Source organism: Qipengyuania pacifica, from assembly GCF_019711555.1.
In the GTDB taxonomy this organism is placed as follows: Bacteria; Pseudomonadota; Alphaproteobacteria; order Sphingomonadales; family Sphingomonadaceae; genus Qipengyuania; species Qipengyuania pacifica.
On sequence record NZ_JAIGNQ010000002.1, the window covers coordinates 702,620 to 715,900 of the forward strand.

General features: G+C 59.8%; 15 protein-coding genes and 1 tRNA gene. 10 read left to right on the top strand and 6 right to left on the bottom strand.

The window, feature by feature from the left end; all coding sequences use genetic code 11:
• Positions 1-6 precede the first annotated feature (6 nt).
• A complete protein-coding gene (locus K3177_RS08640) occupies positions 7-1,497 on the top strand; it encodes an amidase (RefSeq protein ID WP_221597908.1) in 1,491 nt (496 codons plus the stop codon).
• Between the two features lie 74 nt (positions 1,498-1,571).
• On the opposite strand, the gene tig is transcribed toward K3177_RS08640, so the two are convergent.
• Together tig and K3177_RS08650 are read right to left on the bottom strand one after the other, a co-directional pair.
• Positions 1,572-3,137 (bottom strand): trigger factor, encoded by a 1,566-nt coding sequence (gene tig, locus K3177_RS08645; RefSeq protein ID WP_221597909.1) that lies wholly within the window; start codon positions 3,135-3,137, stop codon positions 1,572-1,574.
• Positions 3,138-3,197: 60 nt separating this feature from the next.
• Positions 3,198-3,282 (bottom strand) — tRNA-Leu (locus K3177_RS08650).
• Between the two features lie 133 nt (positions 3,283-3,415).
• Between K3177_RS08650 and K3177_RS08655 the strand changes: the two genes are divergently transcribed.
• The 3 genes from K3177_RS08655 to K3177_RS08665 are packed head-to-tail and all read left to right on the top strand — an operon-like array spanning position 3,416 to position 4,137.
• Complete coding sequence (locus K3177_RS08655; protein WP_221597910.1) at positions 3,416-3,610, top strand: hypothetical protein; 195 nt, start codon at positions 3,416-3,418, stop codon at positions 3,608-3,610.
• A 23-nt stretch (positions 3,611-3,633) separates the two neighbouring features.
• Positions 3,634-3,813 (top strand): hypothetical protein, encoded by a 180-nt coding sequence (locus tag K3177_RS08660; protein ID WP_221597911.1) that lies wholly within the window; start codon positions 3,634-3,636, stop codon positions 3,811-3,813.
• Between the two features lie 39 nt (positions 3,814-3,852).
• Entirely contained in the window at positions 3,853-4,137 is a 285-nt protein-coding gene (locus K3177_RS08665; RefSeq protein ID WP_103022494.1) for a DUF3297 family protein, read from the top strand.
• Positions 4,138-4,139: 2 nt separating this feature from the next.
• On the opposite strand, the gene K3177_RS08670 is transcribed toward K3177_RS08665, so the two are convergent.
• Positions 4,140-4,718, bottom strand: a complete 579-nt coding sequence (locus tag K3177_RS08670) for a CHAP domain-containing protein (RefSeq protein WP_247714334.1) — start codon at positions 4,716-4,718, stop codon at positions 4,140-4,142.
• Positions 4,719-4,831: 113 nt separating this feature from the next.
• Between K3177_RS08670 and der the strand changes: the two genes are divergently transcribed.
• The 3 genes from der (at position 4,832) to K3177_RS08685 (ending at position 7,060) form a co-directional block, all read left to right on the top strand.
• Positions 4,832-6,232, top strand: a complete 1,401-nt coding sequence (der, locus tag K3177_RS08675) for a ribosome biogenesis GTPase Der (RefSeq protein ID WP_221597912.1) — start codon at positions 4,832-4,834, stop codon at positions 6,230-6,232.
• 5 nt (positions 6,233-6,237) lie between these two features.
• Positions 6,238-6,735, top strand: coding sequence for a DUF2721 domain-containing protein (locus K3177_RS08680; RefSeq protein WP_345725378.1), 498 nt, complete (start codon positions 6,238-6,240; stop codon positions 6,733-6,735).
• Between the two features lie 118 nt (positions 6,736-6,853).
• Positions 6,854-7,060, top strand: a complete 207-nt coding sequence (locus K3177_RS08685; RefSeq protein ID WP_196846772.1) for a hypothetical protein — start codon at positions 6,854-6,856, stop codon at positions 7,058-7,060.
• A 17-nt stretch (positions 7,061-7,077) separates the two neighbouring features.
• On the opposite strand, the gene bfr is transcribed toward K3177_RS08685, so the two are convergent.
• The 3 genes from bfr to K3177_RS08700 form a co-directional block, all read right to left on the bottom strand.
• Entirely contained in the window at positions 7,078-7,569 is a 492-nt protein-coding gene (gene bfr / locus K3177_RS08690; protein WP_103022490.1) for a bacterioferritin, read from the bottom strand.
• Positions 7,570-7,949: 380 nt separating this feature from the next.
• Positions 7,950-9,239, bottom strand: a complete 1,290-nt coding sequence (locus K3177_RS08695) for a DUF418 domain-containing protein (RefSeq protein ID WP_247714336.1) — start codon at positions 9,237-9,239, stop codon at positions 7,950-7,952.
• A gap of 59 nt (positions 9,240-9,298) precedes the next feature.
• A complete protein-coding gene (locus tag K3177_RS08700; protein WP_221597913.1) occupies positions 9,299-10,345 on the bottom strand; it encodes an SPOR domain-containing protein in 1,047 nt (348 codons plus the stop codon).
• Positions 10,346-10,584: 239 nt separating this feature from the next.
• Here K3177_RS08700 and K3177_RS08705 point away from each other — a divergent pair, with 239 nt between their 5' ends.
• The 3 genes from K3177_RS08705 to K3177_RS08715 are packed head-to-tail and all read left to right on the top strand — an operon-like array spanning position 10,585 to position 13,231.
• Entirely contained in the window at positions 10,585-11,301 is a 717-nt protein-coding gene (locus tag K3177_RS08705; protein ID WP_221597914.1) for a ParA family protein, read from the top strand.
• Between the two features lie 24 nt (positions 11,302-11,325).
• Entirely contained in the window at positions 11,326-11,886 is a 561-nt protein-coding gene (locus K3177_RS08710; RefSeq protein ID WP_196846774.1) for a hypothetical protein, read from the top strand.
• A 37-nt stretch (positions 11,887-11,923) separates the two neighbouring features.
• Positions 11,924-13,231, top strand: a complete 1,308-nt coding sequence (locus K3177_RS08715) for an SPOR domain-containing protein (RefSeq protein ID WP_221597915.1) — start codon at positions 11,924-11,926, stop codon at positions 13,229-13,231.
• The last annotated feature ends 50 nt before the right edge of the window (positions 13,232-13,281 follow it).

The window sequence follows — 13,281 nt, forward strand, 5'->3', positions numbered from 1 at the left end:
GCGTCGATGATAAAGCCAAGCCTCGCCTTCGCGGCCATCGCCTTGGGGGCAACCCCCGCAACGCCGCTCTCGGCACAGGAAGCGCAGAACGATGCGCGCGCCTATCTCGACCGGATAGCCGCAATCGACGATGCAGGGCCCGAACTGAATGCGGTCATTGCGGTCAATCGCAATGCGCCGGACGAAGCGAGAGTGGCGGAAGCGGCCGGACTGCCACTGGCGGGCCGGACCGTTTTGGTAAAAGACAATATCGAAACCCGCGAATTGCCTACCACGGCAGGTAGCCTCGCACTGGCCGGCAATAACACCGGGCGGGACGCTCCGCTGATCGCCAATCTTCGCGCGGCAGGCGGCGTGGTTCTGGGTAAGGCCAACCTTTCCGAATGGGCCAACATCCGCTCGAACAATTCGACCAGCGGGTGGAGCGCGGTCGGCGGGTTGACCCGCAATCCGCACGCCACCGACCGTAATAGCTGTGGGTCATCCGCCGGCAGTGGTGCGGCTGTCGCAGCGCATCTCGCCTGGGCAGCCATCGGCACCGAAACCGACGGATCGATCACGTGTCCCGCCAGCATCAATGGTGTCGTCGGGTTCAAGCCCACGGTCGGCTTGATCAGCCGCACGCATGTCGTCCCGATCAGCCATTCGCAGGATACCGCGGGCCCCATGGCGCGAAGCGTGGCCGATGCGGCATTGTTGCTCAACGCGATAGCCGGCAGCGATCCTGCCGATCCCGCCACGGCCGAAGCCGATGCTCATGTCACCGATTTCACTACGGGCTTGGCTGATGCATCTCTGAAGGGCGTACGTATCGGCGTGCTCGTCAACCAGATTGGCGATCGCGAAGATGTGCGCGCGATTTTTGAAACCGCGCTTGACGATCTGCGCCGTGCAGGCGCCGATTTGGTCGAAATCGCATTCGAGCCGAACGACGAGATGGGTCGCGACGAGTTCGCGACGCTGCTTTACGAACTGCGCACCGACATGAATGCCTATCTCGCCACACTTCCGGGAAAGGATATGCCGCGCAGCCTTGCCGATCTTATCGCCTTCAACAGAGCGAACGCGGCTGAAGAAATGCGCTGGTTCGACCAGGGCCTGTTTGAAATGGCAGTCGAGCGTACCGACGAGCAGGCTTACCGCGCAGCGCGCGAGAACGCGCTGCGTCTCGCCGCAGATCGCGGCATCGATCGCCTGCTAGAAGAAAACCAGGTCGCTCTATTGGTGGTCCCTACCCGTGGGCCGGCATGGACAAGCGACCTTGTGAACGGCGATAACTTCGACGGCAGCATTGGCGCGGGCTCGCTCGCTGCCATCGCAGGTTACCCTCACCTGACCGTGCCAATGGGCTCGGTGGAGCGCCTGCCTGTGGGGATAAGCTTTATGGGACCGAAATGGTCGGACCACCTGGTGCTGAAAGCAGGGGCAGCATACGAAAGCGCTCGTACTGCGACGATCCCAGAGCCGTCACTGCAACCATGGTCACCTGGCGACTGATGCGTCTGCCGAAATCGAAAAAGGGGCGGCGAACCTGAGTTCGCCGCCCCTTTTCGCTACTCGTCCAGCGAGCGTTACTTCTTCGGTGCGGCTTTCTTGGCCGGAGCTTTTTTGGCGGCGGGCTTTTTAGCGGCCGGCTTGTCGTCGGCCTTCTCCGCAGCAGGCTTCTTCGCCGCCGTCTTTTTGGCGGGGGCCTTTTTCGCAGCGGGCTTTTCGTCGCCGTCCTTATCGTCGGCCTTCTTCGCCGGAGCTTTCTTGGCAGCAGGCTTTTTCTTGGCCGCGGCCTTCTTCTTCGGCTTCTCTTCGGTCGTCTCTTCCGCCTCGATTGCAGCTTCGAGTTCCTCGCGCGTTACTTCGCGGTCGGTAATTTCGGCCTTGTCGAAGAGGAAATCGACAACCTTGTCTTCGTACAGCGGTGCGCGCAGCTGGGCAGCGGCCATCGGTTCCTGCTGCACGTACTGAATGAACCGCTCACGGTCTTCGGCGCGATATTGCTGTGCAGCCTGCTGGATGAGCATGTTCATCTCATTGGCATTCACTTCGACACCGTTCTTCTGTCCGATTTCCGACAGCAGCAGTCCAAGGCGAACGCGACGTTCGGCGATCTTGCGATAATCGTCCTTTTCGTCTTCCATTTCCTTGAGCATGGTTTCGGCATCGTCCGAACGCGCTGCTTCCTGCTGGAGCTGGGCCCAGATCTGTTCGAATTCGGCATCGACCATACCCTGCGGCACTGCGAAATCGTGTCCGGCGGCGAGCGTGTCGAGAAGCTGACGCTTCATCTGCGTACGGGTAAGGCCCGACGTTTCCTGTTCAAGCTGTCCGCGCAGGAGTTCCTTCAGCTTGTCGAGGCCTTCGAGGCCGAGGTTCTTCGCGAACTCGTCGTCGATCTTGGTGTCGGTCGGGACCTTGACCTGCTGAACAGTGACGTCGAACTCCGCTTCCTTCCCCTTGAGGTTTTCAGCGGGATAATCTTCGGGGAATGTGACGGTGATCGTCTTCTTGTCGCCCGTCTTCACGCCGGTAAGCTGTTCTTCGAACCCTGGGATGAACTGGCCCGAACCGATCGTAAGCGGAGTGTTTTCCGCTTTGCCGCCCTCGAATTCGGTTCCATCGACCCGGCCCACGAAATCGATGATCAGCTGATCACCATCGGCCGCCTTCTTGGTCTTGGCGGCATCCTTGTAGCTCTTGTTGTTCGACGCAATGCGCTCAACAGCTTCGTCGACCTGCTCGTCGGTCACCGGAACGGTCAGCCGTTCAAGTGCCAGACCGTCTACTTCCGGTGCATCGATTTCCGGCAGGATTTCGAGTTGGACGGACAGTGATGCGTCCTTGCCTTCCTCATATCCCTCATCGAGCTCGACGCTGGGCTGCATTGCAGGGCGCAGCTTGTTGTCGGCCATCACCTTGTCGACCGATTCGCGGATCATGTCGTTAAGGGTCTGCGCATGCAGCTGTTCGCCATGCATCTTGCGGACGAGGTTGGCAGGAACCTTGCCTGGGCGGAAGCCCGGCATCTTCACCTGCGGTGCGATCTTCTTGACTTCGCTGTTGACGCGCTCGTCAATTTCCTTGGCCGGAATGGTGACGGTGTAGGCGCGCTTGAGGCCCTCGTTGGTGGTCTCTTTGATCTGCATGGATGAACTCGTGACTTTCCAAAAGCGATATATGCGATTGGGCCTTACGCCGGGCGAAACTGGTGCGGGCGAAGGGACTCGAACCCCCACATCTTGCGATACTGGTACCTAAAACCAGCGCGTCTACCAGTTCCGCCACGCCCGCAAACCCGAACGAAGCTGCGCGAAAGGCGCTAGTCCTCCGCGTGTAGGCGCGTGCCTCTAGTAGGATGCGATCAAATGCGCAAGCGCGGCGACAGGTGAAGGAACAGCTTCGCGGTGCGAACCGTTCTTTTGCCATGCGTGATTATGATGAACCAGCCACTCCGGCCGACACCCCGCCCGTCATCGATCCGAAAACGACGGCACAGGGCGGTACGAAAGGCCAGAACCGTCCTTCGGACGAGGCCGACGAGAAAGTCGAACAATCATTGAGCGCCGCTCAGGACGGCGGCGAACAAGGTGCCGGCGAAGCAGCGCTGGATAAATCCTGATCAAACCGAGAGGAATTCACAACATGGCTACCCAACCAGATATCATTCCCGACACCATCAATCCCGGGTCACCCGATGAAATGCCGCCCGACAGCCGTCCTGACGAGGCGCCGATGCAGGAGCCGCCAGGGTTCGAACCGCCCCAGCCGGATTATGACGATCCTGATCGCGGTCCCATGGAAACTCCCCCACCGCCCGATTGAACTTGCCCGCACCCATCCTCCGCATTATCGGCGCGCGGCATGAGCGAAGAAACAAAAAGTCAGACGCCGCCCGATCACCTCTCGGTCAACCCGAAGAGCGAGCATTTCCAGATGGAGGTGCTTCAGCGCGGGGTCGGCATCCGTTTCAAGGGGAAGCAGCGTACAGACATCGAAGAGTATTCGATTTCGGAAGGCTGGGTGCGTGTGCAAGCAGGCAAGACCGTGGATCGCCGCGGCAACCCGCTAACGCTCAAGCTGAATGGGCCAGTCGAAGCCTGGTTTGAGGACCTTGGCGACAACCCACCCATCGCCAAGGCTGACTGAAACTATTCCGCAAAATCCGCGAATGCATGCGCGAAGCGCTTCGATGCCTTTGCGCGCTGCGGAGCAACGGCTATTTGCGCCGCTATCTGAGGTGGTCCGTCCGCGTAAATGAAACCGTCGATGGGCCAGCGGGTGGTGCCCACCTTACCCAAGGGGGCATACCAGACCTGCACCTCACTCCAATCGTTCGACGGCGATGCATCGATAGCAAGCACTTCCCGCTCGACCTGTCCGCGGCGACCATCAACCGGCGACCAATTGGCATGGTCTAACAACACTCGCCGCGAATCGAGCACTCGACTGACGGTGGCTACGTGACCGGATTGCATTCCCCTATGTGGGTGAAAGGCCATGACCGCGCCCGGTTTGGGCCGCGAACCGGTCGCATAGCGGCCCTGGGCCTGCTCCCACCATGTGCGCGCTTCCCCGAATAACTGAATACCGGAAACCTGCCGCGCATAAGGCGCACACTGAATGTATGGTGCGAGTTCTTCGTTTCCGGGACGATCAAGGGCTTGGCCACTATCGGCTGCCGCCGGAACGGACGCTGCAAGTATCAGCATGGCGAGTGCTGTCTTCATACGTTCCACGCTAAAAAGAGAGGGTTAATTTTTTACAAACGCGCCTGCCTGCTTACGCGGCAAACCGCATCCGCTTGCAATGCGACGCGCAAAGCGCCACTTGCCGAGCCATCATGCACCCCTCATCTTCCAAACCGACAGTGATCATCATTGGCCGGCCCAATGTCGGTAAGTCGACGCTGTTCAACCGCCTTGTAGGTAAGCGGCTGGCGCTGGTCGACGATCAACCTGGCGTTACGCGCGATCGCCGGTTCGGCGATGCGACGATTGCGGGACTGGATTTCCAGATCGTCGATACGGCCGGGTGGGAAGATGACGATCCCGACACCTTGCCCGGTCGCATGCGCAAGCAAACCGAAGTGAGCCTGGAAGGTGCGGATGCGGCGCTTTTCGTATTCGATTCGCGTGTCGGGCTGACGCCACTGGATGAAGAAATCGCGCGCTGGTTGCGCGGACAGAGAGTGCCTGTTGTGCTGGTCGCCAACAAGGCTGAAGGCAGCCAGGGCGATGCCGGGATCTATGAAAGCTTCTCCCTCGGTTTTGGTGAACCGGCTGGAATCAGCGCCGAACACGGCGAGGGCATTGCGGACCTATTCGATCGGCTGTGGCCAATCATAGGAGCAAAGTCCGAAGCGAACGAGATCGAGGCCGAGATCAATGAAGAAGACGAAGAGGCTCTGCTCGCTGGTCCGCTTAAGTTGGCGATCGTCGGGCGCCCGAATGCCGGCAAATCGACGCTGATCAATCGCCTGCTCGGAGAAGACCGCCTGCTTACCGGTCCTGAAGCGGGCATTACTCGCGATTCCATTGCGATCGATTGGGACTGGACCGACCCGAGGGACGGTGAGAGCCGCGAGATACGGCTGATCGATACCGCCGGCATGCGCAAGAAGGCGCAAGTCGTCGATAAGCTCGAACGGCTGTCGGTGGCAGATGCCCGTCGCGCCGTGGATTTTGCGGAAGTCGTCGTGCTGCTGCTGGACGCGACGCGCGGGCTTGAAGCACAGGATCTCAAGATTGCCAGTATGGTGCTCGAGGAAGGGCGCGCGCTGATGATCGCCATCAACAAATGGGATGTTGCGGAAGATGCCAGCGCGCTTTTCAACGGCATTCGGGCTGCGTTGAACGAAGGTCTTGCACAGGTCCGCGGGGTGCCGCTGATCGCAGTGAGCGCCAAGACCGGCAAGGGCCTGGACCAAATGATCAGCGCGGCATTCGAGTTGCGGGAGATATGGAGCCGCCGGGTTCCAACAGCAGCGCTCAACCGTTGGTTCGACGACGCGCTTGAGGCCAATCCGCCTCCAGCTCCCAAGGGCAAGCGCATCAAACTGCGCTACATTACTCAGGCAAGCATCCGTCCTCCGCGTTTCGTCGTGTTCGGCACGCGGCTCGACATGCTTCCCAAAAGCTACGAGCGGTATCTGGTGAATGGTATTCGTGACAAGCTTGGCTTCGATGCCGTGCCTGTGCGTGTGGTGCTGAAAAGTCCCAAGAATCCGTATCAAAAGGACTGAACGCAGTGCTGCTGGACGTCTTGATTACTCTTCCCGGAAGCGAACTGCTCGAACGGACCAGTTCGAGCCTGCGCGTCCAGCAGGTCGTCCAGCTCAGCTTGGCACCGGCCTTCCTGCTTGCTGGTATCGGCGCCGTCATGAATGTCATGACCAATCGACTGATCTGGGTCGCGAACAAGATCGAACGCATCCTCGATGCAGGCGAGGATGGAGATGTCACCGCAATGCGCTGGGAACTGCCTGCACTGGAAAAACGGCGTGTATTCGCCCAGCGCGCCGTGATGTTCAGCACGGCATCGGCGCTGGCAATCAGCGTCGTCATCGTCTTGCTGTTCATCAGTGCCTTCGTTTATGCGCCGCTCGGTACACTCGTTGCGATGACCTGGATTATTTCAATGGGGTTGCTGGTCGCCGGCCTTGGATCTTTCCTGATGGAGACGCGGACGGCCGCCCGTCGCAACCTTGAGCGTATGCGGGAACGGCGCGATTCCGTAGCGTCCTGACGCTTTTTTCTTGAGGTTGCGACCAACCGAAGCCGATTCTGCGACAATCGGTAGAAAACCGTCTGCCAGTGTTCATATGCGTATGGCATAGCTGCCCTTGGTGGGCAGGAGACAAGATATGACCAAGCTCCGTGTAGCTATCCATGCGAAGACTGATTTCCGTAACGAGGACTTTGCCCTCGAAGCTCCCGATATCGCGACCGCTCTCACGATCGCCGATATCAATGTCGGAAATGGGGACGCCGAAATCTGGGATGGAGAGCAGCGTCTTGCGAAGCTGTCCAAACATGGCGGTGTCTACGCAACCTTCTGGCGAGTGAACTAACCCACCGGGGCTTCCACTCAGCCTTCTTCGCCTTCCCCTGCCGGCTTGCTGTTAAGCTGGACGTAGTTTTCGAGGCCCATCCGCGCAATCATGTCGAACTGGGTTTCCAGGAAGTCGACGTGCTCTTCTTCGCTTTCGAGGATGCGTTCGAAAATTTCGCGCGTCGTAAAATCGCGAACTTCCTCGCAGTGCGCGATGGCATCCTTGAGAAGCGGGATGGCTTCCATTTCGACCGCCAAATCGGCCTTGAGGATTTCCTCGACCGTTTCGCCGACCTTCAGCTTGTGGATCGCCTGAAAGTTGGGAAGGCCGTTAAGAAACAGGATCCGTTCGGCCAGCACATCCGCGTGCTTCATCTCGTCGATTGATTCGTGCCGCTCATACTCGGCAAGTTTGCTCACGCCCCAATCTGCCAGGACGCGATAATGGAGCCAATACTGATTGATCGCGGTCAATTCGTTTGTGAGTGCCTTGTTCAGGAACTCGATGACCTTTTCATCGCCCTTCATCGCGGTGGCTCCATTGCATTAACGTGTTGCAGGCCTATGCCCACGCCAACAGCCGATTAGCAAGTGAAAAGCCAAAAAAATGGCAGAATTCCGCCACTTGCGAGCGATTTGCGTTAGCGGAGATTCAGGCTGCCGCCGGCACGTAGCCGAGTTCGCGCTCATCTTCGAGAATGCAGTCCGCCTCATCGAGGCAGCAGCCGCAGCATGGTGACTTTCCCATGGCAGCATAACAGGCTTCGGCGTCGCCGGACACATGACGAGCGGCGCGTCTTAGTTCGCTTTCCCGGATGGCATTGCATATGCAAATGTACACTAGAAGGCTCCTGCGACTGACTCGCAAACTCATTTCTAGTGAGAGTCGTTCGCATTAGCAAGGGCATTCATCGTCTCATCGGAAAAGGCCGCCGATAGGTTAAGCATCGCCATAACCACTCGAGCGGGCCGAACCGATAGCGATCGAGCCACGGCTTCGACCACAAGAGCATCAGCACCCAGCCTGCAAACATGACGAGATAAAGTTCGCTGCGGCCCAGTCTTCCGAACAAACCGCCGGCCCACCCGTGGAACACAAACAGCATCACGATCGAAGTGCCGAGATAGTTGCTAAAGGCTGCGCGCCCGGCAGCCGACACACGTGTTGCCAGCCAGCCTCCAGCGCTCCGGCCCCAGAGCGCGAGCAAGGCGACCAGGCCCAATACGCACAGCAGGCGCGGGCCCATGGACCAGCCAACCATAGCCGCCAACGTCCCGTAATACGTCAGTCCGGTGCTTTTCGCCCACAACGCTACTGGAAAGGTGAATACAGCGCCGGTCAACAGCAGCCCCCAACCCCATCTGCGCTGCTGTCGCCTTGCAATCCGACCATCGAAAAGTCCGTAGCGATACGCCGCCATACCGATCAGCATCAGCGGCAACGTTTCGAACCAGAACAGAAAGAGGGAAGAAGGTAGCCCGTCGGCGTGGGCAGTCAGATTATGATGCACCCATTCTGCGTAACGGCCAGCTGAGATGAGGTCTGTCTCAAGTCGGCCATCGGCGAGTTCGTCCTGCTTGGATTGTTCGAGTTCATTCGCCAATTGGGCGTACCCTGCTTGAGCGCCCATGTCCGTGTCGGCGACAAGCGGCAGAAACCCCACCGAAGCTGTATACAGTAGCGCGCCGCCGAAATAACCGAGCAGACCGAAGACCAATTGCTTGCGTCGCGATAGGCCGACAAACAGCAACGCAGCCAGCCCCGCACAGGCGTAGAGGAACAGGATGTCCCCGCGCCATATGAAGAAGAAATGGATCAGCCCGAAAAGGCCGAGCCAGAAAAGCCTTTGTACCTGCAGCCAGATGCCCGCCCCGCGTGCCCAGGCTTTTTCCAAGAACAGGTACATGCCCGCCCCGAATAGCAGGGAAAACAGGCCGCGCATCTTCCCGTCGATCAGAACGAACTGCGCCACCCACATCCAGTTTTCCGCCTCGCTGTGCGGAACGGTGAACGCGCCGGGGAACATGTAGGCAGTCATCGGCTGGCCGAAAGCCACGATATTCGCTGCGAGAATTCCCATGACCGCGATGCCGCGAATGAAATCCAGGCTGGCGATCCTGCCCGATCCGACATCTGGCGTCGGCGCCGCGCGCGCACCTCCGCCCATATCCGGCGCCAATTCCTGATTATCCTGCATCACGGCTCCCTGTTCAGGACCGCATTAACAGTGCCAGTTCGGTTGCCAAGCTGCGCGGCTTAACGCGCAACGAGGCAATCCTGTCCGGCACGCTTGAGAGCGCTACAAGCTGCCTCAGCCTCGCTTCGGGATTGATATCCCCCAGCCGACAGGACCGTAAGTCTGCCGGATTTGACCAGCAGACGGGATCGGCCCTTGATTTCCGCTCGGTCAGAGAGTTTTTCCCACAGTCGCTCTGCATTTCCAGCCACACCGAAGGCACCCAATTGCACCTTCCATGGTCCGTCCTGCGGCTTTACCGAAGCGGCCGTCGCCGATGCTCGTCCAGCAGCAGCGGGGGCAGTTGTACTTTCCGATGACGCCACTGCTCCACGATAAGGCGCATCTTTGGATGGCCTCGGTACACTTGCAGGCGGCAACGCCGCTACGGTGTAATCCACGCCTGGCTTTGAGGGTCGGGAAGGTGTGCTCGCTACCGACGGATTGTCGGTTCCCAACGCGAGATCGACCGCCGCCAGTTCGCGGGCCCGGGCAGCTTCAGCCTCCGCCTTCAAAGTGGCGGCAAGCGACTGTGCTTCCTGCCTTTCTTCCAGCGAAATATATTCATCCATCTGTGCAATTGCCGCGCGGGCTTGTGGCAGGCCGGTAGAGTTGGCCAGCGTCAGCAGGGCATAGGCCCGGCGCCAGTCCTTTTCGGCCAGATCGCCGTTGAAATGTGCAATGCCGAGCAGATATTGAGCGCGCGGATCACCCCGCCGCGCCGCTGCCGTCACATATGGCATTGCTTCCTCGCGTGCGCCCCGCTGGAACAGAAGCAGCCCGTAATTATCGGCAGCTCTCACGTGTCCTTTCGCTGCCGCCTTTGCGTAAAGTGCCTCTGCCTGCACGACATCCTGATCCACACCGCGTCCCAGCCGATAGGCTTGGGCCATGTTGAACTGTGCGTCGGGATCACCCTGTTCGGCTGGCCCTGCCCATTCGCGTACGGCATTGGCGAAATTGCCATCGGTCCAGGCATCGACGCCCGCCTTGACATCGGCGTTTGCTGCTACGGAAAATCCGATTGCAGCGGCTGCCACGCTGGCGAACCAGATCGTCTTTGCCATATGCACTATGAAACCTCTCGATAGTCGTCGGCGCGCCGGAGCACACCTTATCCGAGGCATCCTATAGTAAATCACCTATTAGCAAAGTGTTGCCAGGCAAACATCCAGTTCTCGGCCGGCATTGATGTCGCCCGGTTAACTTAAAATTAGGGCTGGTCTGCGATTGCCATGCCAAGGCCGCTGCAGATGTTTGCGGCAAAGGTAAATTGGATACAGGCGCAAACCAGGGGGACCAAGTCTTGCGTGTACTGGCATTGGCATCGCAGAAGGGTGGATCGGGGAAGACCACACTCTCGGGACATCTGGCCGTTCAGGCCCAACGCGCCGGAGCAGGGCCGGTCGTTCTGATCGATATCGACCCCCAGGGCTCGCTGGCAGACTGGTGGAACGAACGTGAGGATGAATATCCCGCCTTCGCCCAGACCACGGTTGCACGGCTTGCCACTGATCTTGCCATTTTGCGGCAGCAGGGCTTCAAACTGGCCGTGCTCGATACGCCGCCGGCAATCACCATGGCGATCCAGTCGGTCATATCCGTTGCCGAACTTATCGTCGTGCCGACCCGCCCCAGCCCGCACGATCTACGCGCCGTTGGCGCCACGGTCGATCTGTGCGAACGGGCCGGAAAGCCTCTGGTATTCGTAGTCAACGCCGCGACGCCCAAGGCCAAGATCACTTCCGAAGCCGCTGTCGCCTTGTCGCAGCACGGCACGGTCGCGCCGATAACCTTGCACCATCGCACGGATTTCGCCGCCTCGATGATCGACGGTCGTACAGTGATGGAAGTCGATCCGGAAAGCCGTTCGGCGGCCGAGGTTACCGCCCTGTGGAAGTACATCGCCGACCGTCTGGAAAAGAATTTCCGTCGCACGATCTTCGCCGCGCCGAACGCACAGAACGTGATGCCCGGTACCCATCGTCCCGCCGGCGGCTTCGGCCGCCGCGTGGCACAGTAAGAGCCTTGGGGCGGAGACTGCCGTATGTCTGACGCCAATTTCGCCTCTCTCTCCTCCACCCTGCTGGCACGCAAGGGCGGCGCGAAGCCTGCCATGCGTCCTCAGTCTGGAATTCCGGGACCGGTCGACGGCAAAGAAGCTGCGGCCAATCTCGAAGATCTGGGCTGGAACGATATGGGCGAGGAAGAACTCGCGGCGCATTCACCTCTTCAGGAAAAGACCACGGCGGCCGCGCCTCTGCAGGACAAGGTTGTGGCCATTGCCCCGCAGCCAAGCGCACGCCGCCCTGTCGGTGAAGACAACGCACCAAACCAGGTGCGCGAATCCTTGGATCGCATCCAGGCACATCTGGAAAAGCCGGAGCGGGCCAGCAAGACCGTCGTACGCAAGTCGGCCAAATTACAGGGCAAGCGAGCAGCTTTCACGCTCCGGCTCGATCAGGAACGCCATTTGATGCTGCGACTGGCCTGTACCGTGCGCGGCCGCAGTGCGCAGCAGTTGGTGACCGATGCGCTCGACGCACTGCTCGCCGAAATGCCGGAAATCGCAAGCCTCGCTGCCCAGGTGCAGCACGGTAACAAGTAAAAACCGACGTCGTGGGATCGCCGTCAAGGGGGTAAGAATGAGCATCGAGACGAAAGCCACGAGCAAGCGGTTCGTAAAGCTCGCCGTCACAACGGCGCTGGCTACCACCGCACTGACCGGATGCACGGGGAAGGTAGCGCCAAGCCATGCATATTCGGCGGAACATGCCGAAACGGCACTGTTGAAGGGCAAGGCATCCAAGGCCGTCGAGTATGCCGAAGCCGCTGTGCTTGCCGCGCCCCGCGATGCCAATACCCGTACTCTCCTGGGCAACGCCTATCTCGAAGACGGACGCTTCGTTTCGGCAGCGACCACTTTTGCAGAAGCGATCGAATTGGGTGACACCGCGCCCCGGACGATTATCAGTTATGCGCTCTCGCAGATTGCTATCGGCGACCAGGCTGGAGCGCTTGGCACGCTTCAGCAATTCGACAGCATGCTCGATCCGGCCGATTTCGGTCTAGCCGCTGCGCTCGCCGGTCGTCCTGATCACGGGGTCAACGTGCTGAGCAATGCACTGCGTTCGGGCCAGAATACCCCGAAGGTGCGCCAGAATCTTGCTTATGCCTATGCCTTGCAAGGCAATTGGCGCGCAGCGCGCGTAATGGTTTCGGAAGACGTACCGGCAAACGAGGTGGGCGATCGGATCTCTCAATGGGCCGCGATGATCCAACCCGAAGCTTTCACGACCCGCATCGCGAGCTTGATCGGCGTGCGCCCGCAGGCCGATCCCGGCCAACCGCAGATGCTCGCCCTCGCCAATCATCCGAGCGTGGACATGCTCGCCGCGGCCGAAATGGAAGAACCGGTCGCGAGCGCCGCACAGCGCGATTTTGCATTTGCCTCCGAGCTCCCGCCAGTAGGCTCAGCCAGCGTCAGTATGGACAGAGCGGATGCAAGTCTTGCAGATGCCGGCCTCGTACCGACCGCGGGGGGTATCCGCTTCGTAAGCAACGAGGTTGTGCAAGCCATGCCGATTGCAGACAGCAAACCGGCAGTGTCCCGCATGAAACAGAGTACCGCCCCTGCCAGCCTCGCTCGCGGTGGCGATTACAACGTACAGCTCGGTTCGTATTTTTCCATGTCCGACGCCAATGAAGCGTGGAAGCAGTTTCGCAAGCGCTACCCCGAACTCGGCGATGCCGAACGTGTGATCACAAAGGCTCGCGTAAACGGTAAGATCTATTATCGCGTTGCGGCGGCCGGCTTTGCCAAGGCTTCCGCTCAGTCCATGTGCAACAGCGTCAAAGGCAAAGGTGGCGGTTGCATCGCCTACGCGTCGAGCCGTCCGTTGCCGGGCGCAATCGATGTAGTCGGCGGTGACGTGCGGGTCGCAGCTCGCTGATCCGCAACCCTTTCTAACCAGACCCTCGATGGACCCCGCTCGGAGCGATC

Bases quoted from the DNA above. Each gene is read 5' to 3' on its own strand.
- K3177_RS08700 (WP_221597913.1), bottom strand. From the start codon at position 10,345: ATGGCAAAGACGATCTGGTTCGCCAGCGTGGCAGCCGCTGCAATCGGA.
- K3177_RS08655 (WP_221597910.1), top strand. From the start codon at position 3,416: ATGCGTGATTATGATGAACCAGCCACTCCGGCCGACACCCCGCCCGTC.
- K3177_RS08670 (WP_247714334.1), bottom strand. From the start codon at position 4,718: ATGAAGACAGCACTCGCCATGCTGATACTTGCAGCGTCCGTTCCGGCG.
- K3177_RS08695 (WP_247714336.1), bottom strand. From the start codon at position 9,239: ATGCAGGATAATCAGGAATTGGCGCCGGATATGGGCGGAGGTGCGCGC.
- K3177_RS08660 (WP_221597911.1), top strand. From the start codon at position 3,634: ATGGCTACCCAACCAGATATCATTCCCGACACCATCAATCCCGGGTCA.
- K3177_RS08710 (WP_196846774.1), top strand. From the start codon at position 11,326: ATGTCTGACGCCAATTTCGCCTCTCTCTCCTCCACCCTGCTGGCACGC.
- bfr (WP_103022490.1), bottom strand. From the start codon at position 7,569: ATGAAGGGCGATGAAAAGGTCATCGAGTTCCTGAACAAGGCACTCACA.
- K3177_RS08640 (WP_221597908.1), top strand. From the start codon at position 7: ATGATAAAGCCAAGCCTCGCCTTCGCGGCCATCGCCTTGGGGGCAACC.
- der (WP_221597912.1), top strand. From the start codon at position 4,832: ATGCACCCCTCATCTTCCAAACCGACAGTGATCATCATTGGCCGGCCC.
- K3177_RS08715 (WP_221597915.1), top strand. From the start codon at position 11,924: ATGAGCATCGAGACGAAAGCCACGAGCAAGCGGTTCGTAAAGCTCGCC.
- K3177_RS08685 (WP_196846772.1), top strand. From the start codon at position 6,854: ATGACCAAGCTCCGTGTAGCTATCCATGCGAAGACTGATTTCCGTAAC.
- tig (WP_221597909.1), bottom strand. From the start codon at position 3,137: ATGCAGATCAAAGAGACCACCAACGAGGGCCTCAAGCGCGCCTACACC.
- K3177_RS08665 (WP_103022494.1), top strand. From the start codon at position 3,853: ATGAGCGAAGAAACAAAAAGTCAGACGCCGCCCGATCACCTCTCGGTC.